26 protein-coding genes and 2 pseudogenes are annotated in these 24,255 nt (G+C 69.9%); 11 read left to right on the top strand and 17 right to left on the bottom strand.

The window, feature by feature from the left end; genetic code table 11:
- Positions 1 to 33: 33 nt before the first annotated feature.
- From QSK25_RS13000 to QSK25_RS12970, 7 genes are all read right to left on the bottom strand, one after another.
- Positions 34 to 555, bottom strand: coding sequence for a ribbon-helix-helix protein, CopG family (locus tag QSK25_RS13000; RefSeq protein ID WP_285638316.1), 522 nt, complete (start codon positions 553 to 555; stop codon positions 34 to 36).
- A 192-nt stretch (positions 556 to 747) separates the two neighbouring features.
- The gene (locus QSK25_RS12995; RefSeq protein ID WP_285638314.1) at positions 748 to 1,533 is read right to left on the bottom strand and encodes a TIGR02452 family protein; all 786 of its coding nucleotides are present in this window, start codon (positions 1,531 to 1,533) and stop codon (positions 748 to 750) included.
- Between the two features lie 43 nt (positions 1,534 to 1,576).
- Positions 1,577 to 2,563, bottom strand: a complete 987-nt coding sequence (locus QSK25_RS12990; RefSeq protein WP_285638312.1) for a glycoside hydrolase family 113 protein — start codon at positions 2,561 to 2,563, stop codon at positions 1,577 to 1,579.
- 55 nt (positions 2,564 to 2,618) lie between these two features.
- On the bottom strand, positions 2,619 to 3,050 hold the full coding sequence (locus QSK25_RS12985; protein WP_285638310.1) for a universal stress protein: 432 nt from the start codon (positions 3,048 to 3,050) through the stop codon (positions 2,619 to 2,621).
- Between the two features lie 2 nt (positions 3,051 to 3,052).
- Positions 3,053 to 4,285 carry an SLC13 family permease gene (locus QSK25_RS12980; RefSeq protein ID WP_502881844.1) on the bottom strand — a complete coding sequence of 411 codons (1,233 nt, stop codon included), beginning with the start codon at positions 4,283 to 4,285 and terminating at the stop codon, positions 3,053 to 3,055.
- A 94-nt stretch (positions 4,286 to 4,379) separates the two neighbouring features.
- A complete protein-coding gene (locus QSK25_RS12975; RefSeq protein ID WP_285638306.1) occupies positions 4,380 to 4,835 on the bottom strand; it encodes a (2Fe-2S)-binding protein in 456 nt (151 codons plus the stop codon).
- A gap of 9 nt (positions 4,836 to 4,844) precedes the next feature.
- On the bottom strand, positions 4,845 to 7,058 hold the full coding sequence (locus tag QSK25_RS12970; RefSeq protein ID WP_285638304.1) for a xanthine dehydrogenase family protein molybdopterin-binding subunit: 2,214 nt from the start codon (positions 7,056 to 7,058) through the stop codon (positions 4,845 to 4,847).
- A 110-nt stretch (positions 7,059 to 7,168) separates the two neighbouring features.
- On the opposite strand from QSK25_RS12970, the gene QSK25_RS12965 reads away from it, so the two are divergent.
- Positions 7,169 to 8,002, top strand: coding sequence for a DUF4082 domain-containing protein (locus QSK25_RS12965; RefSeq protein WP_285638302.1), 834 nt, complete (start codon positions 7,169 to 7,171; stop codon positions 8,000 to 8,002).
- Here QSK25_RS12965 and QSK25_RS12960 read toward each other — a convergent pair.
- On the bottom strand, positions 7,999 to 8,454 hold the full coding sequence (locus QSK25_RS12960; protein ID WP_285638299.1) for a MarR family winged helix-turn-helix transcriptional regulator: 456 nt from the start codon (positions 8,452 to 8,454) through the stop codon (positions 7,999 to 8,001). The genes QSK25_RS12965 and QSK25_RS12960 overlap by 4 nt on opposite strands.
- Positions 8,455 to 8,691: 237 nt before the next feature.
- On the opposite strand from QSK25_RS12960, the gene QSK25_RS12955 reads away from it, so the two are divergent.
- Both QSK25_RS12955 and QSK25_RS12950 read left to right on the top strand, forming a co-directional pair.
- Complete coding sequence (locus QSK25_RS12955; RefSeq protein WP_285638297.1) at positions 8,692 to 9,399, top strand: class I SAM-dependent methyltransferase; 708 nt, start codon at positions 8,692 to 8,694, stop codon at positions 9,397 to 9,399.
- Between the two features lie 86 nt (positions 9,400 to 9,485).
- Positions 9,486 to 10,541 carry a sensor histidine kinase gene (locus tag QSK25_RS12950; protein ID WP_285638295.1) on the top strand — a complete coding sequence of 352 codons (1,056 nt, stop codon included), beginning with the start codon at positions 9,486 to 9,488 and terminating at the stop codon, positions 10,539 to 10,541.
- Here QSK25_RS12950 and QSK25_RS12945 read toward each other — a convergent pair whose 3' ends face one another.
- From QSK25_RS12945 to QSK25_RS12910, 8 genes are all read right to left on the bottom strand, one after another.
- A complete protein-coding gene (locus QSK25_RS12945) occupies positions 10,542 to 12,071 on the bottom strand; it encodes a helix-turn-helix domain-containing protein (RefSeq protein ID WP_285638293.1) in 1,530 nt (509 codons plus the stop codon).
- Entirely contained in the window at positions 12,068 to 13,129 is a 1,062-nt protein-coding gene (locus tag QSK25_RS12940) for an S-methyl thiohydantoin desulfurase family protein (RefSeq protein WP_285638291.1), read from the bottom strand. The genes QSK25_RS12945 and QSK25_RS12940 overlap by 4 nt, the downstream gene beginning before the upstream one ends.
- A 10-nt stretch (positions 13,130 to 13,139) precedes the next feature.
- Positions 13,140 to 14,681, bottom strand: coding sequence for a hydantoinase/oxoprolinase N-terminal domain-containing protein (locus QSK25_RS12935; protein WP_285638290.1), 1,542 nt, complete (start codon positions 14,679 to 14,681; stop codon positions 13,140 to 13,142).
- A gap of 1 nt (position 14,682) precedes the next feature.
- Positions 14,683 to 15,996 carry a purine-cytosine permease family protein gene (locus QSK25_RS12930; protein WP_285638288.1) on the bottom strand — a complete coding sequence of 438 codons (1,314 nt, stop codon included), beginning with the start codon at positions 15,994 to 15,996 and terminating at the stop codon, positions 14,683 to 14,685.
- A 115-nt stretch (positions 15,997 to 16,111) separates the two neighbouring features.
- Positions 16,112 to 16,723 (bottom strand): hypothetical protein, encoded by a 612-nt coding sequence (locus QSK25_RS12925; protein WP_285638286.1) that lies wholly within the window; start codon positions 16,721 to 16,723, stop codon positions 16,112 to 16,114.
- A gap of 83 nt (positions 16,724 to 16,806) precedes the next feature.
- Positions 16,807 to 17,007, bottom strand: coding sequence for a hypothetical protein (locus QSK25_RS12920; protein ID WP_285638284.1), 201 nt, complete (start codon positions 17,005 to 17,007; stop codon positions 16,807 to 16,809).
- A gap of 260 nt (positions 17,008 to 17,267) precedes the next feature.
- Positions 17,268 to 18,188, bottom strand: coding sequence for a DUF6346 domain-containing protein (locus tag QSK25_RS12915; protein ID WP_285638281.1), 921 nt, complete (start codon positions 18,186 to 18,188; stop codon positions 17,268 to 17,270).
- A gap of 44 nt (positions 18,189 to 18,232) precedes the next feature.
- A complete protein-coding gene (locus QSK25_RS12910) occupies positions 18,233 to 18,787 on the bottom strand; it encodes a type VII secretion system-associated protein (RefSeq protein WP_285638279.1) in 555 nt (184 codons plus the stop codon).
- A gap of 56 nt (positions 18,788 to 18,843) precedes the next feature.
- On the opposite strand from QSK25_RS12910, the gene QSK25_RS12905 reads away from it, so the two are divergent.
- From QSK25_RS12905 to QSK25_RS12890, 4 genes are read left to right on the top strand one after another with little or no spacing between them, the layout of a single operon-like run.
- Positions 18,844 to 19,296, top strand: a complete 453-nt coding sequence (locus QSK25_RS12905) for a YbaB/EbfC family nucleoid-associated protein (RefSeq protein WP_285638277.1) — start codon at positions 18,844 to 18,846, stop codon at positions 19,294 to 19,296.
- Positions 19,293 to 19,598, top strand: coding sequence for a hypothetical protein (locus tag QSK25_RS12900; protein ID WP_285638275.1), 306 nt, complete (start codon positions 19,293 to 19,295; stop codon positions 19,596 to 19,598). The genes QSK25_RS12905 and QSK25_RS12900 overlap by 4 nt, the downstream gene beginning before the upstream one ends.
- 2 nt (positions 19,599 to 19,600) lie before the next feature.
- Positions 19,601 to 20,041 carry a DUF6346 domain-containing protein gene (locus QSK25_RS12895; RefSeq protein ID WP_285638273.1) on the top strand — a complete coding sequence of 147 codons (441 nt, stop codon included), beginning with the start codon at positions 19,601 to 19,603 and terminating at the stop codon, positions 20,039 to 20,041.
- Between the two features lie 43 nt (positions 20,042 to 20,084).
- Entirely contained in the window at positions 20,085 to 21,386 is a 1,302-nt protein-coding gene (locus tag QSK25_RS12890) for a WXG100 family type VII secretion target (RefSeq protein ID WP_285638271.1), read from the top strand.
- A gap of 34 nt (positions 21,387 to 21,420) precedes the next feature.
- Here QSK25_RS12890 and QSK25_RS12885 read toward each other — a convergent pair whose 3' ends face one another.
- Complete coding sequence (locus QSK25_RS12885) at positions 21,421 to 21,588, bottom strand: hypothetical protein (RefSeq protein WP_285638267.1); 168 nt, start codon at positions 21,586 to 21,588, stop codon at positions 21,421 to 21,423.
- 105 nt (positions 21,589 to 21,693) lie between these two features.
- Between QSK25_RS12885 and QSK25_RS12880 the strand changes: the two genes are divergently transcribed.
- From QSK25_RS12880 to QSK25_RS45365, 4 genes and pseudogenes are all read left to right on the top strand, one after another.
- Positions 21,694 to 22,632 carry a DUF6346 domain-containing protein gene (locus QSK25_RS12880; protein ID WP_285638265.1) on the top strand — a complete coding sequence of 313 codons (939 nt, stop codon included), beginning with the start codon at positions 21,694 to 21,696 and terminating at the stop codon, positions 22,630 to 22,632.
- Positions 22,629 to 23,105, top strand: a complete 477-nt coding sequence (locus QSK25_RS12875; protein WP_285638263.1) for a DUF6346 domain-containing protein — start codon at positions 22,629 to 22,631, stop codon at positions 23,103 to 23,105. Before QSK25_RS12880 ends, QSK25_RS12875 begins: the two co-directional genes overlap by 4 nt.
- Positions 23,106 to 23,540: 435 nt before the next feature.
- Positions 23,541 to 24,053 (top strand): annotated as a pseudogene (locus QSK25_RS45370) (DUF2399 domain-containing protein); the annotation flags it as partial.
- A gap of 55 nt (positions 24,054 to 24,108) precedes the next feature.
- Positions 24,109 to 24,204, top strand: a pseudogene (locus QSK25_RS45365) (DUF2399 domain-containing protein); the annotation flags it as partial.
- Positions 24,205 to 24,255: the final 51 nt, after the last annotated feature.

Below are 24,255 nucleotides of genomic sequence, written 5' to 3'. Positions count from 1 at the left end.
GCAGGTCGGGGCGAAGTGGTGCGAAAGCCGGTGTTAGCGGACCCAGCCGACGAAACGCGTCGAGCCGGTGATCTCCGACGTGATGGCCTCGGCGATGGACTCGCGCTTCGGGCTCAGCTGGGCGGTCGCGGCCCGCACGAGCCACGCGTTGACCGAACGCCCCTCCTTGGCCGCGGCCTCGTCGATCGCGGCCTTGAGCGGTTCGGGCAGCCGAACGTTGATGCGCACCGTGCTGCCGTCGTCGAAGCTGGCGGCGACGTCCTCGGCGGGCGCGGCGGGAGTGGGTTCGGGGGCCGCGGCGGGTGCCGCCGGCACCTGACGCGTCACGACGAACTTCGGATCACGGCCCCGCAGCAGCACCTGCACCGAGTCCGGTGCCAGGTCCGCGGTGATCTCGTCAGCGGCCGCGGACAACGCTTCGAGCAGCGCCAGCCGGATCGCCGACTCCATCGTCACGGTCAACCGCTCGACCAGCGCGTTCGCTTCGTCACCGCCGGTTTCGACGGCGGTCAGCAGCTCGCGACCGAGGGAAGCCACATACGGGGTCAGATCCATGGCACCACTATGGCACACGGTGGCACCACCAGCAAGCAATTCTGGCTCAACGTGGCATCATTTTGGCTCACAGCAGGTCAGGACGGGTGTGACCGCATCTCCGAGGGTGGGTGCAGCCCGGTCGCCGGGACAGCGAAGAGCCATCGCGGCTCAGTGATGATGCCGCGATGGCTCAGGTGACGCAGCGGTGGCTCAGGCGAGGGCGGCTTCGAACGCCGCGAACGTCGGCGCCCCCTTGGCGCGGTCCAGCACCGCGAACACCACGTGCTCGAAGTACCGGTTGTCCCGCAACGCCAGCGCGAAGATCCGCGCCACCGCCTCGGGCTCGTTCCCGAACACCCCGCACCCCCACGCCCCCAGCACCAGCCGCCGGTGCCCGTGCGACGCCGCCACGTGCAGCACGCGGATCGCCCGCCGCAGCAGCGCGGTCTCGATGCCCCCGGTCCGGTCCGGCTGGGTGCGCAGGATCGCCGACCGGTTCGGCGCCGCGGCCGTCAGGAACGAGACGGCGTACGGCTGCGGCAGGAGGTTTCCCCTGTCGTCCTTGAAGACGGGGACCTGCGGCGAGTAGATCACCCGGTCGCTGTAGGTGAGGTCCTCGTGGGCGCGGTGGTACGCGTAGAAGTCACCGGCCGCGCGCAGGCTGAGGTAGAGCGCCGATCCCCTGGCGACGCTCTCCTCCTGCGCCTGCGCGCCGTTCAGGAAACCCCCGCCGGGGTTGCGCGCCGAGGCGAACACCAGCGCGGCCACGTCACCGCCGAGCCGGCGGGTGGCGTCCAAAGTGGACTCCTTGGTGACGTCGACCCGCACGCCGGACACCTGCGGCGGCAGGGAGAGCACCTCGTCCGGCAGGTGCAGGCGGGTTCCGGCGACGGCCGGGGCGACGGCGACGGGCACCTCGCCCGCCGGGGTGGAGTAGGAGCCCCGCTCCGAGATGGCGACCGTGTCGTGGGCGATGGCTCGCAACCTGCTGCTCATGATGTCCCGAGTGTGACGGGCGGTGCGGCGGTGGTCGAGCGGGTTAAATCCGGGAGTAGACCTCGGCGACGGCGGCGAAGGCCTCCTTCGGTTCCCAGGTGCCGTCGTCGTACACCTTCACGATGCCGGGGCTCGCCACGTCGAGGTCGCGGCTCGGGTCTCCGGGGCGGTGCGGGTGGCTGGCCAGCGCGAACAGGTGGACGAAGGCCGCGTCGACACCCGCCGCCTCGAACGTCTCCAGCACCTCGCGCAGGTACGTGGCCTGCTCGGTCTCGTCGCGGACGTGGCCGGGCAGGACGCGCACCGCACGGCCGGAGGCGTCGTTCTCGACGATCTCCATGCTGCGCGGCGCGACGGCTCCCGAACCACGCCACGCGGCCGTGCCGAAGCCGGTGATCGCGACCGGCTTTCCCTCCGCCACCACGGTCCTGATGCTCTCCTCGTACACGTCGGCGACCTCGGCCGAGCGGATCAGCTCGAACGACTTGACGTCGAACAGGTCCCAGTCGGGGTTCTCGAACGGGATGCAGGCGTAGGTGAGCTTGCCGCCGAAGTGCTGCCGCACGACGGGCACGGCCGACGCCAGGAACTCGCGCAACCGCTCACCGACGTCCCGCATCCGTTCCGGGTGCCCGAGCAGCTGCCCCACCCGGTCCATCACGTCGTCGCCGGGCAGGAAACCGGAGTTCATGACGCTGAGCTCGACGCCCGTCACGAACACCACCTCGGCGCCGGCCGCCCGCACCCGCTCGGCCCGGACGGCGCAGTCGGTGAACAGCGACAGGATCTCGGCGGGCGTCAGTTCCAGCGGGTACGGCGAGAACCAGACCTCCAGCCCCAGACCCGCCGCGATCCCGGCGGCCCGCTCCAGCCGTCCGGGATCACCGCCCACGAGGTGGACGGCGGTGCAGTGCAGGTCGTCCCTGATCACGGTCAGGTCCCGCCGGACCGCGTCGAGGTCGAACGTCGGAACGGAGTTCTCCCCGTGGCGCACGAAACCCGTGTCGTACGCAATGCCTTTGGCGCGCATGCCCCAGAGGGTAGGCGCGAAAAGTGCGTACGCGCAAGTTTGCGCTTAGGCAATATCAGCTGGGCCAGACCAGCAGCACCGGGCACGTCGCGTGGTCGACCACGAACCGCGTCGCCGGGCCGAGGCTGCGCGGACCGGCGTGGCTCACGTCTCCGTCGCGGCACAGCACCAGCAACGACGCGCCTTCCGCCGCCGCGACGACCTCGTGCTCCACCCGCCCGGCCAGCGTCCGCGTCTCGCACGGCACCCCGAGGCGTGCGGCGGCGGCTTCGAGCAGGCGCGTCGAGTGGTCGGCGGAGAGGTCGTCCATCCTCGTGCCGGGGTCCAGCGACGAACGCCCGAACAACCCGGCGAACGCACCGTGCGCCGCGCCCGGCACGTCGTGGTCGCGGACGTGCAGCAACAGGAAGTCCGAGCCGGGACACCCGCGGGCCGCGTCGACGCAGTCCTGCCAGGTGTCGTCGGCGATCCACACGACCACCGCCATGGTCATCCTCCGATCAGCCGCAGGGACGCCCACAGTGCCACGACCGCGCCGACCAGGGTGGCAGGCACGGCGAGCAGTCCGAGCTTGGTGAACTCGCCCAGGTTCACCTCGGTGTCGTGGTCGTGCACGATCCGCCGCCACAGCAACGTCGCCAGCGACCCCGCGTAGGTGAGGTTCGGCCCGAGGTTCACGCCGAGCAGCACCGCGAGCACCACCCCCGGCCCGAACGGCGCGACCAGCGGCAGCAGCACCAGCACGGCGGGCAGGTTGTTGATCACGTTGGCGAGCACGGCGGCGACCGCGGCCACCCCGAGCAGCGCGAGCAGCCCGGTGCCGTCCGGGATCGCGTGCCGCAGCAGGTCGTCGAGGCCGTTGTCGACCACCGCCCGCACCACGATCCCCAGCCCGAGCACGAACGCGAGGAACGGCAACGACGTCGCCTTCACGACCTTGGTGACCGTCGTCCTCCGCAGCGCCAGCGCCCGGACCGCCATCACGACCGCACCCGCGCAGGCCGCCCACGCCGGGTCGACGCCGGTGGCGGACGCGACCACGAACCCGACCAGCGTGAGCCCGACGACGGTCAGCGCGAACACCGGCAGTTCGGGCGCAGGCTGTGCCAACGGCGCGTGCACCGGCGCGTCCAGGTCGGTGCGGAAGAACCGCCGGAACACCAGGTACTCCACGCCGATCGCCACCACCCACGGCAACGCCATCAGCGCCGCGAACCGGGTGAAGCTCAGCCCGCTGGACGCGAACGCCAGCAGGTTCGTCAGGTTCGACACCGGCAGCAGCAGCGACGCGCTGTTGGACAGGTGCGTGCACGCGTAGACGTGCGGCTTCGGCCGGACACCGAGCTGTGCGGCCGTCGCGAACACGACGGGCGTCAGCAGCACGACCGTCGCGTCCAGGCTGAGCACCGCCGTCGTCACCGAGGCCGTGACGAACACCCCGCCGAGCAACGTCCGGGGCCGGCCGCCGGACGCCCGCGCCATCCACGTGCCGCAGGCGTGGAAGAGCCCCTCGTCGTCGCAGAGCTGGGCGAGCACGAGGATCGCGGCCAGGAACCCGATCACGGGCCCCAGCCGCACCGCCTCGTCCACGGCGTGCTCGACCGGCAGCACCCCGGCCACCACGACCACGATCGCGGCGGGCACCGCGACGACGGCCTCGGGCCAGCCCCACGGCCGGACGACCGCGCAGACCAGAACGGCCACCAGCAACAAAACGGACAGCGCGAGCACGGGAATCCTCCTGCGCCGGAAGGGATTCCCGGCCGCGCTGACTCTAGGTCCTGGTCACCGCGCCGGCCGCGCGACCGGACTCACCTCACATCCTGGCCGCCGCGCTCTTGATCGCCTGCCGGATCCGGAAGTACGTCCCGCACCGGCAGACGTTGGCGATCTTGTCGATGTCCGCGTCCGTTATCTCCTTCTTCGTCCGGAGCAACGCGGCCGCGGCCATGATCTGCCCCGGCTGGCAGTACCCGCACTGCGCGACGTCCTGCTCCAGCCAGGCCTCCTGGACGGGGTGCAGGTCGTCCCCGGACGCGAGCCCCTCGATCGTGGTGACCTCCTGCCCCGCGCACTCCGCGACGGGGGTCACGCACGGCTGGATCTCCGCGCCGTTGAGGTGGGACGTGCAGGCGCGGCAGACACCGATGCCGCAGCCGAACTTCGGGCCGCGCACCCCGAGCTTGTCGCGCAGCACCCAGAGCAGCGCCAGCTCACCGGGAGCGTTGACCGTGACCGGCTTCCCGTTGACGACGAACGTGTAGTCAGGCATGACGCTCCTTCAGCGCGGGAACGGTTCGAAGTCGACCGGGAAGATGATCGGGAAGCTGCGCGGCACCACACCCGTCGCGCGGGCGTAGGCGTTGGCGATGGCACCGACCGCGGCCGGCACGCCCAACTCCCCCGCGCCGCCCGGTTCGCCGGTCGCCGGCATCACGTGGATCTTGACGTCGAGCGGGGCGTCCTTCTGCCGCGCGTAGTGGAACTGCGAGAAGGACCCTTCGAGCGGCAGGCCCCTGTCGATGTGCAGACCGGCGCGCAGCGTGGTGGAGATGGCGTCGGTCAGGCCGCCGAGCATCTGCGCCTCGAGGCCGCGCGGGTTGATCGGCCGGCCGACGTCGACCGCGATCGTCGCCCTGACCACGCGCGGGTTCTTCGGGTCGCGGGCGTCGATCTCGACCAGGCAGGCGGTGCACGACTTGTACTCGTCGTGGAACCCGATGCCCTGCGCGAAGCCCTTGGGCATCGCCTTGCCCCACTGGCCTTCTTCGACGACCTTGTTGAGCACCGCGCGTTGCCGGGCGCTCTTCAGGAACTCGCGGCGGAACGCCACGGGGTCCTTGCCCATCTTCGCGGCGAGCTGGTCGACCAGGATCTCCTCGGCGCCACGGGTGTTCGCCGAGTAGACCGACCGCCACGAGCCGGTGTGCATGCGCAGCGGCACCTCGTTGAGCAACGACGTGACGACGCCGAAGTTGTACGGCACCTTGCACGTCGTGAGGAACACCGTCTGCGCGAACGACAGGTTGCCCGCTACCGGCAGCTTCGCGGCGGTGGCGGTGAGGATCTCGCCGAGGCCGTGCCGGAAGTCGGTCTCCACGGACGCGACGCGGTGCTCGAACGTCAGCACGTTGCCGAGCGCGTACGTCGCCCGCAGCTTGTGGTGGCTGGCCGCACGGGCCCGGCCGTGCCGCATGTCGTCCTTGCGGTCCCACATCAGCTTCACGGGCCGCTGCAACGCCTTCGAGATCTGCGCGGCCTCGATCGCGGCGTCGAAGAACAGCCTGCGCCCGAACGAGCCGCCGCCCTGCACGACGTGCACGGTCACCGCGGACTCCGGCAGTCCGATGGCCGCCGCGATGGTCTGCTTCGCCACGATCGGCGACTTCAGCCCCGCCCAGATCTCGGCCCTGTCCTCGCGGACGTCCGCGATCGCCGAGTTCGTCTCCATCGGCGCGTGGCTGACGAACGCGAAGTCGAACTCCATGTCGACGTGCTGGGTCAGCAGCGGCGGCACCACGAACGGCAGTGCGGCGGCCTTCAGCTTGTCGCGGATCTCCTTGTCCGACAACGCGTCGATGGTGCCGGGGTTCCAGGTGACCTTCAACGCGTCCCGGGCGGCCATCGCCTGCCCGAACGTCTCGGCGACCACCGCGACGCCCGTCGGCACGACCCCGATCGCGAGCACGCCGGGCATCGCCCGCGCCGCCGCCGAGTCGACCGACCTCACCGACCCGTTGATCGTCGGCGGGCGCCGCACGACCGTCGGCATGGCGCCGGGCACGTCCTGGTCGAGCGTGTACTCGAACTGACCGGTGACCATCGCACGGGCATCGATGCGCGACTGCGGGGTGCCGACGATCCGGTGTTCCGAGGCCGGTTTCGGTTGCGCGGCGAAGACCCCGGTGAGTTGCGCCGCCGCCGACGTGAGCAGGCCGTAGAGGATCGGCCGCCCGTCCGGCAGGATCACCGCACCGTCGCGGGTGGACAGTCGTTCGACCGCCACGCCGTGCTGCTCCGCCGCCGCCGCGAGCAGTCTGGCGCGGGCCGCGGCCGCCGCCTGGCGGACCGGCCCGTAGACCGACCGCATCGTGTTGGAACCGCCGGTGAGCTGGTTCATCAGCAGCTCGGGCCGCGCGTCGGCCAGGGTCACGCGGACCTTGTCGAGCGGCAGGTCGAGTTCCTCGGCGACGAGCATCGCGCACGCCGTGGTGATGCCCTGACCGACCTCCGCGCGCGGCAGGTCGAGGGTCACGACGCCGTCCTCGCCGACGCTGAGCACCGCGAGCGCGCCCGCTGTCGGAGTTCCGGCCAGGATCAGAACGTCGCCGAGATCCAGGATCTCGGCCGGTTGCGGCAGCGTCGGGATGACGGCCTCGGCCGTACCGGGAACCGCGACGGTGAGCACCGGCGCGGCCACCAGGAAGGTGAGGAACTGCCGACGACGAACCGGGACCCGCGTCTCGGGGACCGGGACTTCGTTGTCACAGGTCATGTACTCGTCAACGACATCCGGCTCAGACGGGTACGACTGTCAGCCGATCGAGTTCAGGCCGAACAGCCGATCACCGTAACTGCGTCTCCGCAGAGGACGATCTGCCGTACATGAGACGATTAGCAGTACTGCTGCTGGCACTCTTCCTGTTCTCTCCCAACGCTCCCGCGCACGCGGCGGACAACCCGCGCGCCACCCTCTTCTCCCCCACCGCCGAGGCCTCGGTCCCGCTGGGCGAGCCGTTGCTCGTCATCGGCGGCGCCTTCAACGGCGAGACGGGCGGCATCACCGACGTCGACGTCTCCACCGACGACGGCGCCACCTTCACGACGACGGACGCGCGCGGCGAGCGGTGGGCACTCGTGATCGTGCCCGACACCCCCGGCCCGTTGACGATCAGCGTCCGCGCCCACACCGAGTCGACCGTCGGCCCGTACAACGTCACCCGCACCATCCACGTCGGCGGCACGACGCTGCCCCCGGTCACCAGTGACACCACGCTCTTCCTCAACGACGTCCGCAGCCCCACCGTGAAGGACCTCGACGACCAGCCCGTCGAACTCGGCCTGCGCACCACCGTCGACCGCCCCGGTTCGCTCGTCGGCGTCTACCTCCGGCGCGGCAACTACACCGGCCCCGTGACCGCGCGGGTCTGGTCCTCCGACGGCACCGTGCTGACCGAGCAGGAGGGGCCCGCCGCCACCGTCGGGCAGCGGATCACGTTCACCACACCGGTCCCGGTCGTACCGGGCGAGGAGTACGTCGTCTCGTACTACACCCCGGCCGGTGGTTACCTCTCGACGGAGGACTACTTCGTCGGCAACCTGGCGCAGACACCGTTCCGCATCCCCGTGAACGCCGGCGTGTACAGCTACGGCGGCGGGTTCCCGACCCGGACGTGGAACGCCAGCAGCTACTGGATCCAGCCGGTCTTCCGCCCCTAGTCCGCCTCGACGACCCGGCGTTTCAGCACCTTCTCGGCGCCGCCGGTCGCCACCAGGAGCCGGACCAGCGCGCGTTTGGTCTCCTCGTCGCCGTGCACGTCGAGTTCGCGCCGGAGCCGCCGGCTGTCGTCGACCAGCCGCCGGCCCTTGTCGGTCAGCTGCGCGCGCCGGATCCGGGCGTCCGCGCGGTCCGGCACGCGCCGCACGTACCCGAAACGTTCGAGCTCCAGCAACTGCTTCGAGGCGGCCTGCTGCGTGACGCCGAGCAGGTCGCCCAGTTCGCCCACCTTCGGCTCCTCGTCGACGAGGTGCTGGATCACGTAGCCGTGCGACATCCGCACGCCCTTGTGCCCGATCTCGTGCAGCCGCTTGATGATCTCGTCGTTCGCGGAGCTGCCCGCGAGGTACGCGAGGGTGGCGATATCGATGCCCATCAGGTCCACAGCCCGCATCCTGACATTGACCACCAAGGTTGTACAACTATGGTTGTGAATATGGATCCAGTCGGCCCCGCCACCTCCGCGAAGGACACCGGGCCGCCGGCGAGACGGCGCCGGGCACGCGCTCGACCGCGTGATTCCCGGTGACGTCCCCGATCGTCACCTGACGCTGCCGCACGCCTCACGAGACCGCCGCCCCTGATATCCTGAAACAGGCATCTACCTGGGGGTTTGCTGTTGAATCGGCACGTGCGCACGATCGACGACGTCATGACTTTGCTCGACGAACTGCTGCCCGCGCAGCCCGGTGACTGGTGGGACCGCTTCTACGCGGACCGCACCCGCGAGGTCCCGTTCTTCGTCGCGAAACCGGACGAGAACCTGGTCGCGCACGTCGAGAGCGGCGTGCTCCAACCCGGCCGCGCGCTCGACGTCGGCTGCGGCCCCGGCCGCAACGCGCTCTTCCTGGCGCGCAACGGCTTCCAGGTCGACGCCGTGGACATCTCGGCCACCGCGATCACGTGGGCCCGCGAACGCGCCGAGGACCTCGCCATCGACTTCCGGCACGGGGACGCGTTCACGACCGAAGGCTCGTACGACCTGGTCTACGACTCCGGCTGCTTCCACCACCTGCCGCCGCACCGCCGCGTCGGCTACCTCGCCCTGCTCGACCGCGTGCTCGTCCCCGGCGGCCACTTCGCCCTCACCTGCTTCACCGCAGAGGAGGGCACCGCCGCACCGGACGGCGACCTGTACCGGGCAGACCTCGGCGGCGGTGTCGGCTACACGCCCGACGAGCTGCGGTGGATCTTCCAGGACCTGACCGAGGTGGAGGTGCGCCGCATGACGGAGGAGCCCCCGGACTCGCCGCGGTTCGGCAAGGACTTCCTGTGGACGGCGCTGTTCCGAAAAGCCCAGTTGCAGCCACCGGACGTGCGCGTCCGGCAGGCGGAATGATCGGGTGTCGCCACCTGCGAAAGTAGGGTCATCCCCCTGCTCCAGTAGGTGATCCAAGGCACAAAACCGCCAGTATCGTCACCCGCGTGAGGCGAGCCGCCGATGTGGCGCCGGCGCTGCTCGTGGCAGCGCTGGGGCTCTCGCGCGAGTTCACCCTGGACCTGCCGTCGCGGCTCGTGGTCGCGCCGCTCTCCTTCTACGTGGCGGTCCACCTGCTCTCGGCGGCGGCGCTGTGGTGGCGGCGCACGCGTCCCGCCGAGTCGAGCCTGGTGATCGCGTTCCTCTCGTTGCTCACCCCGACCTACGCCTCGCTGGTGTCGGCGTACTCGGTCGCCGCGCACGCGCCGAGGCACCGCTGGCTCATGTTCGCGCACCCCGTGACGTGGGCGGTCGGCGCCGGGGCGTGGGTGGTGCCGAACCTCGCCGGGCCCGGCCTGATCGTGATCGCCGGGCTCCTCGGCCTCTACCTCGGCACCCGGCGCAGCCTCGGGCAGGCGCTCGCCGAACGGGAACGGGAGCTGCTGACCGAGAAGGTCCGCGCGGATCAGCGCACGCGGCTCGCCAGCGAGATGCACGACGTCGTGACGCACCGGCTGAACCTGATGATCCTGCACGCCGGGGCGTTGCGGATGGCCGCGCAGGACGACGGCACGCGGCACGCCGCCGAGGAGTTGCGCACGGCGGCCTGCCAGGCGTTGGCCGAGACGCGCGACCTGGTCGGGGTGCTGCGGTCCGGCCGGGCCGCGCGGATCCCCGACGTGCTGCCCGACCGGTTGTCCCGGCTCGTCGCCGACTCCGCGCTGGAGGTCACGCTGACCGAGCACGGTGACGCCGACACCGTCTCCCCCGCCGTGCGCCGCACGATGTACCGGGTCGTCCAGGAGTCCCTGACGAACGTGCACAAGCACGCGCCCGGCGCGCACACGGAGATCACGATCCACAGTGGACCGAGCACGGTCCGCGCGGTCATCCGCAACACCAGGCCGTCCACCGCGCCCGGCCTCGCGCTGCCCGGCACCGGCTCCGGTCTGCTGGGGCTGCGCGGCCGCGTCGAGATGGTCGGCGGCACCCTCACGGCCGGCCCCACCGACGACGGCGGGTTCGAGGTGGACGCCGTGCTGCCCGCGTTCGTGCCGACCTGATCACTCGTCGCCGGCGCGCACCGCCCGGCAGGCGAGGTGCACGGCGAGGCGTTCGTCCGGGTTCAGCAGGCTGACGCCGAGCAGTTGCTCGGCACGGTTGATGCGCTGCGCCACGGTGTTGCGGTGGACCTTGAGCCGCACCGCAGCCGAGGACGTCACGGACTCCTCGTCCAGGTAGATCGCGAGGGTGCGGAGCAGCTGCCCGTCCTCGGTGCCCGCCAGCGGTTCGAGCAGCCGGGTGGCCTGCTCGACCAGCGCCGGCGTCTCGGCCGCCATCGACAGCAACCGGCGCACGCCCAGTTCGTCGATGTGCACGACCTTGGCCGTGCCGGTCATCCCGGCGGCCTCGCGCGCTTCGGCCAGGGTCTTGCCCACGCCGGCGACCCCGTGGTGCGGACGGCCGATGCCGGCGACGAGCGGGCAGCAGCCGAGCGCCTGGGCGATCTTCGTGGTCAGCTCGCGGTGCTGCGACTGGGGCGGCTCGGAGTCGTTGGTGAGCCAGAAGCTCCAGCCGTCCGCGCTCTCGACCAGCTGGCCGTGCAGGCCGCGCCGGGTGAGTTCGACGCGCAGCCGTTCGGTGCCCGCGGTGTCGAGCATGCCGGGCGTGGCCGACATCGCGTAGATGCCGGTGTGCCAGCCGTCGAGGCGCCAGCCGGCCAGCACGGCCTGCTGCACGAGCTGAGGCGGCACGTCGTCGCCGGACGCGAGGAGTTCCGTCAGCAGCGAGCCGCGCGAGCGGGCCTGGCGTTCGGCTTCGAGGCGTTCGGCGGCGACCCAGTTCCCGAGCGCCCACGACGCGACCTGGCTGATCTGCAGCACCGTCTCGGCCCACCGCTTGTTGCGGCCGCGGCCGTGCGAGACGAGCCACAGGTGCACGTGCCCGGTCCGGTCGGTCTCCACCGGCACCGCGACGGCGAAGCCCTCCTCGAGCTCGGTCGTGGCGGCGACGGAGCCCGCCAGCACCTCCGGCGGCAGGCCGGGCGGGGCGACGCCCTCGATCGCCGTGCCGTCCGCGCTGATCACCGCGCAGCTGACGTGCAGTTCGCCGGCCAGGATCGTGGTCACCGAACGCGGGTCGGTCCGGCTGCGGCCCAGGCGTGCGGTGACGGCGTTGAGCAGCCTGGCCGCACTCACCTCCGGACGCCGCACGGCCGTCCTGAGGGCGTCGGCGACCAGCAGCGGGTCGTCTGCGGTGATCTCCAGCAACGGCACGCCGAGGCGGTTCGCGAACGAGGTCGTGGCGGCGGAAGGGGTCTGGTAGACGCCGGTCGCGGGCTTGCACAGCACGACCGCGCGGACGTCCGCGCTGTAGGCCCGGCGCAGCGCCACCTCGACGAGGTACGGCTGGTGCCCGGTGAGGATCACCAGGTCGCCCGCCGCGCACGCCTCGACGGCGGTGAGGTCCGCCGCCAGCCGCACGTCGCCGACCTCGGTGTCGACGCCGCGTTCGCCCGCGAGCAGCGCCGCCTCGCCGAGCACGCCGATCTCCAGCAGGTCCCTGACGGTGAGGGAGCCGGCGTCCTCGATCACTCGGCGCCCCGGAACGGCACGTAGCCGAGGTCGTAGCCGAACGCCCTCGGGTCCACTCTGGACCGCATCGCCGCAGGCACCCATTCGGGTGGCGATGGGAGCGCTACCACATCGATCACCGCACCGAACCCGAGTCGTTCGGTGGTCAGCGGGTGACCGGTCTCCGCGTCCAGGCAGCACAGCAGGTCGGGCGTCGTGACCAGCGGTTCGCCGTCCACGAGCGCGACGAGGTACTCCCCCTGCATCTCCAGGCGCACGTACGCATCGTCGGCGTCCAGGCGGCGCAGCGCCACCGTTCCCCGCGGAAAGTCGCCGACAGATTCCCGCCAGACCTCGACGACCTTCCCGCGAGCGAGGTGGAAACCGCCGGATTCCTGGGCCCGCTGCTCGACGGTGAGTTCCTCGCGCGACCAGATCTCGCCGAGTGAGAGCGCTCTCTCAAGTGAGCCCGCGATGCCCGACTCGATCGCGTCGGCGAGCTTGAGCGGCTTCGCCACCATCATCGCCCAGCCGCCGAAGTCGACCATGACGGTGCGGGCGAGCTTCTCGATGCCGGTCGCGTCGAGCACCGCGCGGTTGCCGCCGGGTTCGGTGATGGCGAGCGGGGTCGTGGGCAGTCCGGCCGCCGCGTACGTCGTCTGGTCGATGCGCGGGAACGCTCTCCCCATGCCGTCCACGTCGACGTAGGGCAGGCCCAGCCGCGCGGCCAGGATCAGCGGCAACAGGCCGTTGCACCCGCCGATCTCCCACCCGATGACGGCCGTGACGGGCGTGGAGTCGTGCGCCTGCAACGCCTTCAGCGCCTCCTCGGCCTCCCGGCCGCTGGGCAGCTTCTCGATCATCACGGTCGGCGCGCCGATCAGCCCCACCCGGATGCCGTGCCCCTCGGGGTCGGCCTCCTCGGGCGTGAGGACCGTGACCGGGCCGCTCTGGCGGATCTCGTGCCGCAGCATCGCCGCGAACGCGTGGGTCTCGTGCTCGCCGCCTCCGCCCCCGCTGCCGAGCACGACCACGCCCAGGGCGAGCTGGTCCACCTCGTCGGGCCCGAGCAGGTGCATGGGCGAGACACTAGTGGCCCGGCAGCAGATCACCCACCGCACGCGCCCGCACCCGGCTCGCGTTTCCCGGGAGGTAGGCGAGCGGGATCTCCTCGACCTCGACGATCCGCACGCTGCCCGCCCTGGCACCCGCCGCGACGGCCCGGTCGACGGCCTCCTGCCTGGCCCCGTCGAGCACCTCGTCCCTGGTGCCGGGCGCCATCGTGAACACCCGGTCGACCTCGCCGCCGACCTGGGCGATCGCGGCCCCGATGGCGCCCGCGAAGGCGTGGTGCTCCGGCCGGACGATCTTGCTCGCGCCCTCGAGCCGTTGCACGAGCGCGCTGCCACCACCGACCAGCACGACGGGCATCGGCTCGGGGCTCGTGCGCGTGCGGTCGAGGCGGTGGTCGACGCGGTGCTGGATCTGGTCGAGCGCGGCCTGGACGAACGCGCGGCCGAGGTGGCGGGTGCGTGCGCGGTCCCCGATGTCGGCGAGGCCCGCGGCGACCGCGACGTCGGTGGCGGTGAGCGTGTCGCCGCCGAAGACCAGGGCCTCGTCCGCCAGCCGGAAGCCGACGCTGTCAGGGCCGATCCGGACGGTGCCCCCGTCGTCCCTGATCACGCTGCCGCCGCCGATGCCCACCGACAGCACGTCGGGCATCCGGAAGTTGGTGCGCACGCCGCTGATCAGCACCTCGGACGACGCCTCGCGCGGGAAACCGCGGTGCAGCACGCCGATGTCCGTCGTGGTGCCGCCGACGTCGATCACCGCGCAGTCGTCCGCGCCGGCCAGGAAGGCGCCGCCGCGCATGGAGTTCGTGGGCCCGGACGCGAACGTGGCGACCGGGTGGCGGCGCGCGTGGTCCAGGTCCATCAGCGTGCCGTCGTTCTGGCTGAGGTAGAGCGGCGCGTCGACGCCCTGGGCCCGGAGGGAGTCCGCGAGGCCGTCGGCGATCTGCCCGGCCAGCACGCGCAGGGCGGCGTTGATGATCGTCGCGTTCTCCCGCTCCAGCAGGCCGAGCCGCCCGATCTCGTGGCTGAAGCTGACCAGCAGTCCCGGCACGCGCGCGGTGAGGACCTCCGCGGCCTGGCGCTCGAACTCGTTGCTGACCAAGGAGAACACCGAGGAGATGGCGACGGACTCGACGTTCTTGGCGGCGAGGTCCTCGGCCACCGCTTCGAGCTCGTCCTCCCGCAGCGGTGAGATGACCCGGCCGTCGTACTCGTGCCCGCCGTGGCAGAGGTACGCGTGGCCGCCGATCGCCTGCCGCAGCCGGTCCGGCCAGTCGACGAACGGCGGAAGTGCCGTGGTGGCGGGAAGTCCGAGCCGAACCGCCGCCGTGCGCGCGAGGTCGCGTCCCTCGACGACGGCGTTGACGAAGTGCGTGGTGCCGATCATGACGGCGGTGACCTGCCGCGGTTCGAACGCGTGCCGCAGCCCGCTGATCGCCGCGACGATCCCGCCCGTCACGTCGGCCGTCGTCGTCGCCTTGCACGAGGCCAGCACCGTCCGTCCCCGTACCAGCACGGCATCGGTGTTGGTGCCGCCGACGTCGATCCCGATGTGCACGTCAGGCGGCCTTCGCTTCGCCGATCTTGCGGGTGGTGGCCCGGCGCGTCCGCATCTGCAGCAGGTCGAAGCGCCCGGCGACCACGTACAGGCCGAACGCGAGCACGAGCGAGTTCACACTGGACTGCCCGAACGGCAGCACCTCGCCGAGGATCGCCGAGACGGGCCAGATGACCACCGTCGCGGGCACCCACGACGGCGCCGACCGGGGCACGAACGGGCGCGTCGAGATCATCTCGTGCCGCCACCTCCGCACCACGTGGTACTCGGCCATCATGATCCCCGCGACCGGCGGGAACACCACCCCGAGCAGCACCAGGAAGTGGCTGAACTGCTGCACGATCCCGGCCGCCGCGAGGAAGCTGCCCGCGCACCCGACCATGACCGTCACCTGCGCGCGGCTGATCCGGACGCGGAACACGGCGTCGAAGAAGTTCACGAGCCCGAGCGAGGCGGAGTAGAGGTTCCAGTCGTTGATCTTCAGCACCGCCGTGACGACGATCAGCGCCCCGATCCACCCACCGGTTCCGGTCACGACCCCCAGGACGTCCGTGGTGCCGAGCCCCCGCGCCAGCAGCACCCCCACGAGACTGATGACCCACTCGCCGGCCGTGATCCCGAGAACCGTCTGCTTGACGACGTCCCACCCGTTGCGGTGGAAGCGCGTCATGTCCGGCGCGATCGCCGCCCCGACGATGAAGCTGCCGGTCACCAGCGTGATGGCCGTGAGCATGCCGATCGAGTTGCCCGGTGGCGCGCTGAACGCGGCCCCGACAGCGTTGACGTGGGTGAGCAACACCCACCCCAGCAACACCAGGAACGCGGGCACCGCCACGTACGAGGTCCACGCCATCCACCGGAACCCGTAGGCCGCGATGACCGTGACCACGATCCCGAACAACAAGGCCCACACAGGCGCCGGCAGCACCCCGGCCGTCGTGGCGAGCGCCGCCCCCGCCAACCCGGTCTGCACCCCGAACCACCCGGTGCAGGACAGGGCGATGATCAACCCCAGCACCGCCGACCCGGCGTGCCCGAACCCGGTCCACCGGCTGAGCAGCGCGGTGGAAAGCCCTTCCCGCTGCCCGATGACCCCCACGCCCACCGCGACGACGTTGAGCAGCACGGCCCCGGCCGTCAACGCCAGCACCGCGTCCCAGAAGGACATCCCGAACCCGAGCGTCGCCCCCAGCAGCAACTGGCTGAGCGCCGTCGTCTGCCCGAACCGCTGCGTGGCAACGGACACCCACCCGTGCCGCGCCTGATCCGGCACCCGACTCAGGGCCTGATCATCACGCCCGAGAAGAGCGGCCACGACCATCCCTCCGCCCTGTGATCGACAACCCGGACAGTAATAGCCCACCCCCGATCGAGCTACAGACAATCTGCACAGTCGGCTGAATCGCCACGTTGCGATGCGCACACCCACGTCAATTCATCGCAAGGGCAATACGCCGCCGCGCCACCAACCGGGTCTGGTGCACGTCCAGGCTCACCCCGAGCCCGGGCCGCCGCTCGAACCGGTCGTAACTGCGGCTGAGCAGCCAATGAGCCGCCTCAGGAGTGATCAACTCCAACCGCATCTCGTCCCTCAGCCGAGCCAGCGCCTCCTCGACCTGCCGTGTGAGAAAGGCGTGCCGAGTGAGACTCCCGCTGATTTCGTCGATCATGAAAACCATCGCGTGAGGCACATCCCCGTACGCATAACTGCACAACAGTGCCAAATATCCGGCATCGATCGACCGGTCCCCGATCCAGCACTCCCCGAATGAAAGCGCTCCCAGATCCCACTGCGGCCCGGGCTGGTGCTTGGCCGCCTCCCTGGCCCAGTTGCCGGGCCTGCCGGGCAGCACGTGCCCGAGCGCGGTGAGGAGCGCGGCGCTACGCCGACTCGGCACCTCGCCCAGGTGCCTCACGACGACTTCCCACAGTTCCTCGTTGTCGGCGAAGGGTCCCGCGACCGCGCTCACCTGGAGCTCGACCTCCAGCGGATCGGTGAGCTGGGGCAGCGGGCGACCGGCGTCCACCACCGCCTGCTGCATGGGGGTCAGCCTCGTCCGCATGGCGGGAGATTAGGCCGATCGGCGCAACGCGGGGCGTTCGTCGATCGACGCCACCACGGGGATCACCCCATCGTGATCACCGCACGCAGCCGCACCGGGCTGTCGTACGGCCACGTCGACTTCCTGATCACCCGTGCCGCGCAGCCGAGCCTGAAGCGCTTGCGCGCGAGTTCGAGCTCGCCCAACGCCGCGACGGCCTGGGCGAGCGGGACGGCATCGGCAAATCCGAGGCAACAGCTCAGGGGCGGGCTCGCGGAGCTCATCGACAACCTCCGCATCACCTACCCCGATCTTCCGACGTGGGATCGAGGCAGCGCCGACGGCAGCGAGAACACCTACTGCGAGCAGGCTGCGCCCCTGCCGGGATTCACCTGCCCGGACAAGAAGTTGATCAGCACGTCGATCGAAGCGTCCGCGTCATCCCCGGTCGATCCATTTGGGACGATCCCGGTCACGAGGGCAGCGCGACACCCTGACAGTTCAACGTCTGCAGTCGTCTCCAGTCCGGATGTCGAGCCGACGATCATGTCGACGCTCGTCCGTCAGCACCCTCGCGGACGTAGGTGGCCTGGCTGAAGTGCCCCATGGCCACGTGGACGCGGGTTGCCTGCTCGGTGCCGAATCTGCCGATCCGCGCGGCCTTGCCGTTGCGTGGCTGGATGATCAGGACGTGACGACGAGTCAGGCGCACATCCTGGATCTCGGCCCAGCCGAGGTTCATTCCGCGCCACTCCATTCCCTCCGGGGAGATCGCGACCATCGGTTCCCGGAACGCCCGCCAGGCGACAGCGATGATCACGAGGGCTATCACCGTCCAGGACGCGGTCCTGACACCGGAGGCGATCACATCGTCCTCGAACGTGTACGACACGAGCAGCCACAGACATCCGACGACGAAGACGTAAAACAGCCACGTGCGCCGATGTCCGCCAAAGACGCGCACCGCACGACTGGGCGCTGACAAGTTCTCAGGCCGTTGATAGCGAACGGGCAGGGGGCGGGGCTCGCGCCGTTCGGGCAGCAGCGGCCAGACCGCGGCGATGTACACGTACAACCAAAGAACGCCGAACGGCAGGAGCAGGACCATGCCCCATCCCGCGTAGGGACGCACGGGATACAGGTCCCCGCGGTTGAACCCTTCACCCACCACCTGCTTGCCGATGAGCTCGGGACGGAGAAACCCTCGCGCGGTCGCCGTCACGACGTTGCCGTTGACTTTGTTCGTGACCGTGGCCCGGCACTCGTACACCCAGCCGAAGCCACGCAAGGTCACCGGACCGTGCCGGTCGCACGAGGTAGCGACGATGATGTGGCTGGCTTCGCTCAGGTCTTCGGTCTCGACCTTGTTCGAGAAGTAGTTGAAGATCGTCGCGCCGAGCAGGTACCCGAGAACGGGAATGATCAGGAAGCCGAAGATCTGGTGCAGGATGCGGACGGCTTTCATCCGCCGTTGGCCCCCCTTGCGTCTGGCCGGCTGCGCTCCCGTTGTCACGAGATCACGGCGCGCAGACCGTCGACGAGCAGGTCGCCGGGAATCTCGAACTGAACCCCGCCCTGCGCTGTCAGCAGCAACGTGACCGGCCGCTCCAGCCCGTCGACGACAACGGCCAGCTCCACCCCGTGAAAGCGGTGCCAGTGCGGCGGCCAGTCACGCGGCCGGGCCTGTTCCGAGGCGAAGACGTCCACGATGTCGCCGCGCATCACCAGATGTCCACGCGGCTCGCGAGCCGGATCGGCGGGCAGCACCAGTTCGGCCGCCAGCACCGTGTCCACGAGCGCCTGCTTGTCCTCGTATCCGCGTTGCACTAGGTACATCACCGACTCGAGGTCGTTCTCGAAGGTGATCTCACACGGCTGGTACCGAGGATTCGGCACGTACTGGTCGGTGATCTCACCCCGAGCGTCGACGAGATACCGGCCGATCACAGCCTCGGCGGGAACGCCGCCGGCCATGTCGTGCGCGGGGTCGATCACGTGCAGCCAGTTGTTGGGCACGCGCCGGGCGTGTTCCCTCATCTCCCCCGTCACAAGCGGCTTGACCATGCACGCATTGTGCCGAATCGTGCGCGGAGAGTTCGGTTGAATGGGATCATCCGGTCGTGATCGATCCGCACCAGTACCTCGCCGACTTCGAGCAGCGACTCCAGCAGGTCCAGGAGCAGGCGAACGCCATCCAGACCGCGTTCCGGGAGTCCCGCACCGAGGCCCAGAGCCCGGACGGCTCCGTCATCGTCACTGTTGGTTCCGGCGGCCGCATCGAGTCGCTCCAGCTCACTCCCAGGGCCGACGACCTGGGCCACACCGCCCTGGGCCGCACGATCATGGACACCATCCGCCGTGCCCAGGTCGAAGCCGCGCGCAAGATCGAGGACACGATGCGGCCACTGCTCGGCGACGGCGAGGGCATGGCTTTCCTGCGCGAACAGGTAGAACAGGGCATCGCCGTGATCGACCCGGCCGGCACGATCGAGGAGCCAAAGCCCGCGCCACGCCGCCCCGCTCCGCCCCAGGGTGATGACGACGACTTCGGCGGAAACTCGGTGCTGCGATGAGCGGCTTCGCGGCGCGGTCCGAGGCCATCACGGCCCACGGCAAGCAACTCGTCGGCCGACTCGCCCCTTCGTTGCAGGAGGTCGCCTCCGCCTCTCAGGTGAGTCTGGGCCCCAACGTGATGGGCGAACTCTGCCAGGTGTGGTCTTTCATCTTCAACGACGAACTCGACAAAGCGAAGTCGCTGCTCGCCGAACTGCCCAGGGCGTTCGAGGCAACCGGTGACAGCCTCTGTTCGACTGCGGAGACCTACCAGCAGAGCGACGACGGCAACCGCGCCTCCTTCCGGGGACTGGACGGCTGATCATGATCAAGCGCATCGCGATCGCCGTGGTCCTGTGGATCGTGGCTCTCTACACCGCGCACGCTGGAGCGGTCACGTTCAGCGGCGAGGTGGCGTCCGGTGGCGAACGCAAGGGGTACGCCGAGGACATTTCCTGTGCCCGCAACTGGTGGGTGTTCGGACTGCTCTGGACCTGCAAGGCGACCGTCGTCGCCGACGATGACGGCCGACGCCACTCCTACGTCAGCGACGACTCCGGTTTGACGCCCGACGACATCGGCAAGCAGGTGCCGATGACCAGAACCCGCGTCGGATCGGGGATGTCCAGCGGAAGCTGGGAGTGGGGACTGGCCGAAAACCATGAGCCGCGCAAGGGCCTCGCGGTCCTCAGTCTCCTGGGCGTTCCCGCAGTAGCGCTCTTCATCACCTTCCGAATGTTCCGCACCAGGAAGACAGCGACGTGACAGCCCGCTACCAGCATCCGCTGACCCGGTGGCGGAGGAACCGATGAGCAACCCGTTGATCGTGCAGAAGAAGGAAGACCCGAAGTGGCTCGCGGGCGCCGGCTTCGCCGACACCGGCGAGGATCTGGTCAGGCCGTTCCTCGAGGGCAACGACATCGACCCGGTCGCGCTCGGCATCGACGGCGCCGCGATGGTGCTCGACGTCGCCGGTCTCCTCACCGACCCGCTCGGCACTCTCGCCTCGTCCGTCGTCGGCTGGATCATCGAGAACGTGGGCTTCGTCCGCGATGCCTTCGACAAACTCGCGGGCGACCCGCCGGCCATCGAGGCGGTCGGCAAGACCTGGGACAACATCGCCAAACGCCTGAACGAGGAGGCCACCGCCTACCAGAACCAGGCGAAGGCGCTCGCGGACTGGACCGGCGACGCCGCCGACGCGTACCGAACCCGGTGCGGCACCCTGGTCGCACAACTGCAGGGCTCTGCCGCCGCGGCCTCCTCGGCGGCGAACAAGGTCAAGGTGGCCGGTGCTGTCGTCGCCGCCACCAGGGCGTTGATCCGCGACCTGCTCGCCGACCTCGCGGGAACCCTGCTGATGTGGGGCATCCCGGCCGCCGCGTCGGCCGTTCCCACCGCCGGCGCCTCGATCGCGGCCTTCATCACCCGCGCGATCACCAAGGCCGTCGAGATCGGTACCAAGATCGCGAGGTTCGTCGCCAAGCTGTTCAAGGCACTCGACAAGCTCGGCTCCCTGGCGAAGCGGGCCGGCGAGGCGATGCGCAGGCAGGCCGACGACCTGGCCGCGCTGAGCAGGCAGATGCCCAACAGCCGCCATGGCAACCAGCGCGCGGCGGAACTGGCGTCCGACTCGGCGACCAGGGTGTCCAGAGCAGACACGCTGGACAACATCGGTGAGGGACTCGGCAACGCGAACAGGCGGATCCAGGACGGCGTCGACAACGCGATGAACAAGGTCGACGACTTCGCGCAGCGGACGAGCCGGAAGGTCGACGACTGGGCGAACCGTGTGAAGGAGAGCGGGCCTGCGCGAAAGCAGAAGGTCAAGGAGCTCTACGAGAAGATGAACCAACCGCCGCTCACCACGCGCAGGGAGGACATGGGCGACCCCGGCTACGCGGCCGGGCGTGCGGCGGACCGTGTGGACTCGCCCATGAGCAAGGGGGTGCTCGACGGCCAGAACTGGGTGCGTGCCGTGGCCAGCAAGGACGTCAGCCACCTGATGCCGAACTACGGCGATCTGGTCCATCCCGCGAAGGAACTGGGGAAGGAGCTGAACAAGTCCGTGGGCAACGGCGGTCACCAGGACCCCAAGGAACGCTCATGACTGCGAACGCGACCGGCTGCTCCCCGTGTACATGTCAACGCTGGCCGACGAGTGGGAGGACTTGGCCCAGTTGGCAGACGAGACCGTTGTGGTCAGCCGGTGCCGCGGTGGTCCACTCCGGCGTGCGGCCCGGCGTGTTCAGGTAGCGGCCCGCTTCTGTGTCGATCCGCACGGCGGCCAGCCGCGACATCAGCCACCTCATGCCGAACTGGGGAGACCTGATCTCACCGGTCAAGGAGGGCAGAAAGGAAGCGAACAACGCCTTCTGCGCCACCGACCGGCAGAAGCGGGAAGAAAAGGACGGCACGTGACGAAGTACCGCAAACGCCGCAACGCCGTCGCCTGCCTGGTGCTGGGCTTGTACCTCGCGGCCTTCGTCGGCGCCTTCTGGGCGGACCGGGGCGACGGCGGCCCAGCAGTAGCGACCGCGGAGGAAATCCAGTGCTCACGCAACTGGTTCCTGCTGGGCACCCGGTGGAGCTGCTCAGCGGTCGTGACTGACACCGACGGCAAGCAGTACAGGTATACCAACGACTCCTCGGTGCTGACCCCGGCCGACATCGGCACCAAGGTTCCGATGGAGAAGTTCACCTACAAGAAGTCGCCGCCGACGTTCAGCCCCGCACGCGCGTCGTTCAGCCCGATGCCGTGGCACGTGATCGGCATGTTCGCCCTGATCATCCTGGCCTTTACCGGTGCCTTCGCGCTCTGGCCGCGCGACCGTTTCGGATGGCCGGCCGATCCAGCGAAACGACGCGCGGAAGCACAACGCCTCCGCGCCCAATGGCCGTGGAACACAGCCATCGGTGTTCTGGCGTTGTACGGCGCCTACTTCGTGCACGGCGTGTTCGTCGTAGCACACATCGACGACGACGGAATCGTCGCGCTGCGAACACAAGGCACCGGTGTGGCTCAGTCCTGCGGCCGGGACTGGCGCTACCTCGGCGTCGTCTGGAGGTGCACCGTGGAAGTGGCCCCGCAGACGGGCACCAAGGTCACGCAGACCATGAGCCAGTCACAGTTCACGCCGGACGACATCGGCAAGCCCGCCCCAGTGACGTTGTTCTCGGGTGACTGGGAGGCGGTCGACCAGCCCTATGAGAGCAGGTTCGCGAAGGTCGTGGTGGTTCTGCTGGTCCTCATGGGCACCGTCATCGCCAAGCCTCTGTCCAACCTTCAGATGGCCCGACGCCTGGAGAACACGAACCCGGCGCGCGACGCCCTCAACCGGAACTTCCTCTCGTGAGCCGGAAGAGCGTCGTCACCGTGATCATGTGGCTGGTTGCCCTGTACAGCACAGGGGCCGCCATTCTGGCCTTCAACGGTGACGCAGCATCGGGTGGGCCCGTCATGGGCTACGCGCAGGACATCTCGTGCCATCGCAACTGGTGGGCGTTCGGCCTGCTCTGGGACTGCACGGCGACCGTCGTGGCCAATGACGGCAGGCGCGATCACTACCACAGCGACAACTCGATGCTGACTCCCGCCGACATCGGCACGCAGGTACCGATGACCACCAAGCGCGTCCGCCGGAGCAGGACGTCGAGTGAGGAATGGGGCCTTGCCGTGAACGTGGAGGCCAACAAGACCGGCCACCTCCTCGGAGGTCTGGGCATACCAGTCGTCGCCGCGGCCACGACCTACCTCCTGCACCGCAACCGCCGGTCTGCCACCGCCACACAGCCGAGAGACAAGCCGGCTTCCAAGTTCCAGCGATGACCGGAGCAGGTCGTCATGCAGGGACGCCAGCGGCATCGCGTTGCTGGTCGAACCGGCTTACGACCTGGCGAGGATTCGGAGGACTCGGACCTGCCGCCGAGGTTCCTCCCCGTCAGGTAACCGGAAGGCGACCGAGCGAGCCGGAGAGCCACCGGATCCGCTCCGACACGGGGTCCTCGCTGTTCGACCAGATGCCTGAACGGTCGTTCCTGGCCGGTCTTGTCGTGCCGGTGGCCGACGAGTGGATGGTCAGCGGCGTATGCAGCCCGCCACCCGCGTCGATGCGGGGCGAGGTGTGCGAAACCGTCCTGCGCTCGTTTGCGACCGACAAGGCATCTGTCTTCCGCGACAAGGAGAACCTGGAGCTCGGCTGGAAACCTGCAGCGCGAGGACCGCGAGCACCTCCTGTCGTTCTTCGGCACCGACCAGGTCGTCATGACCGGCGCGGAGTATGCGAAGCGGATGCCGGAGTACTGGGGACTGCCGCCTCGACAAGGCCCGGCAGGCCGCCGGGGAGCGTGGAGCCGGCCAGGCCACAGTCATCCGCGACCGCGCCCACCGCAACCGGGTGAGCCCCTACCTGAAGGACGACTCCGTCCCGCCGGCGGTGTTCCGACGTCTGGCCGACCGCGATCCCGCGAAGGCGGAGCAGGTGTTCAGGCAACTGCTGAACAGGCCCCGCTGCACCAGCTCGTCCGTGATCCCCCGCGCTTTGCCCCGCCCGCCGTCTTCGTCTGCGAGAACCCCGTCCTCGTGGCGGCCGCGGCCGACCACCTCGGACCTTCGTGCCCGCCGCTGGTCTGCACGAGCGGTCAGCTCGGCGCCGCTGTCATGCACCTGCTCCGCCTGATCGTCTCCACGCGGCACCCTGCGCTACCACGGCGACTTCGACCGGGTGGGATTCGCATAGCGAACGTGCTGCACGGTCGCGGGCCTTTCACCGCGTGGCGCGCTTCGACACCGCGTCCTACCGCGCCGCCGGTGACGTCGGCCAGCAGCTCACTGGGATCCCGTGCTGACGACCACGATGCAGCACACCGGCCGCCGCATCGAGGAGGAACTCGTGCTCGACGACCTGCTGGGCGACCTGGCGGGGTGACGGCTCAAGGTGTCACCCGAAAGCCCTACTCCGACAAGCTACGGTGGCACA

The sequence above is a fragment of the Lentzea sp. NBRC 102530 genome (assembly GCF_030269365.1).
In the GTDB taxonomy this organism is placed as follows: domain Bacteria; phylum Actinomycetota; class Actinomycetes; order Mycobacteriales; family Pseudonocardiaceae; genus Lentzea.
This window is presented reverse-complemented; position numbering and strand designations above follow the sequence as displayed.

Bases quoted from the DNA above. Each gene is read 5' to 3' on its own strand.
- QSK25_RS13000 (WP_285638316.1), bottom strand. From the start codon at position 555: ATGGATCTGACCCCGTATGTGGCTTCCCTCGGTCGCGAGCTGCTGACC.
- QSK25_RS12995 (WP_285638314.1), bottom strand. From the start codon at position 1,533: ATGAGCAGCAGGTTGCGAGCCATCGCCCACGACACGGTCGCCATCTCG.
- QSK25_RS12990 (WP_285638312.1), bottom strand. From the start codon at position 2,563: ATGCGCGCCAAAGGCATTGCGTACGACACGGGTTTCGTGCGCCACGGG.
- QSK25_RS12985 (WP_285638310.1), bottom strand. From the start codon at position 3,050: ATGGCGGTGGTCGTGTGGATCGCCGACGACACCTGGCAGGACTGCGTC.
- QSK25_RS12975 (WP_285638306.1), bottom strand. From the start codon at position 4,835: ATGCCTGACTACACGTTCGTCGTCAACGGGAAGCCGGTCACGGTCAAC.
- QSK25_RS12970 (WP_285638304.1), bottom strand. From the start codon at position 7,058: ATGACCTGTGACAACGAAGTCCCGGTCCCCGAGACGCGGGTCCCGGTT.
- QSK25_RS12965 (WP_285638302.1), top strand. From the start codon at position 7,169: ATGAGACGATTAGCAGTACTGCTGCTGGCACTCTTCCTGTTCTCTCCC.
- QSK25_RS12960 (WP_285638299.1), bottom strand. From the start codon at position 8,454: ATGCGGGCTGTGGACCTGATGGGCATCGATATCGCCACCCTCGCGTAC.
- QSK25_RS12940 (WP_285638291.1), bottom strand. From the start codon at position 13,129: ATGCACCTGCTCGGGCCCGACGAGGTGGACCAGCTCGCCCTGGGCGTG.
- QSK25_RS12925 (WP_285638286.1), bottom strand. From the start codon at position 16,723: ATGCAGCAGGCGGTGGTGGACGCCGGTCGCCCGCTGCCCCAGCTCACC.
- QSK25_RS12920 (WP_285638284.1), bottom strand. From the start codon at position 17,007: ATGAGCTCCGCGAGCCCGCCCCTGAGCTGTTGCCTCGGATTTGCCGAT.
- QSK25_RS12915 (WP_285638281.1), bottom strand. From the start codon at position 18,188: ATGAAAGCCGTCCGCATCCTGCACCAGATCTTCGGCTTCCTGATCATT.
- QSK25_RS12910 (WP_285638279.1), bottom strand. From the start codon at position 18,787: ATGGTCAAGCCGCTTGTGACGGGGGAGATGAGGGAACACGCCCGGCGC.
- QSK25_RS12900 (WP_285638275.1), top strand. From the start codon at position 19,293: ATGAGCGGCTTCGCGGCGCGGTCCGAGGCCATCACGGCCCACGGCAAG.
- QSK25_RS12895 (WP_285638273.1), top strand. From the start codon at position 19,601: ATGATCAAGCGCATCGCGATCGCCGTGGTCCTGTGGATCGTGGCTCTC.
- QSK25_RS12890 (WP_285638271.1), top strand. From the start codon at position 20,085: ATGAGCAACCCGTTGATCGTGCAGAAGAAGGAAGACCCGAAGTGGCTC.
- QSK25_RS12885 (WP_285638267.1), bottom strand. From the start codon at position 21,588: ATGAGGTGGCTGATGTCGCGGCTGGCCGCCGTGCGGATCGACACAGAA.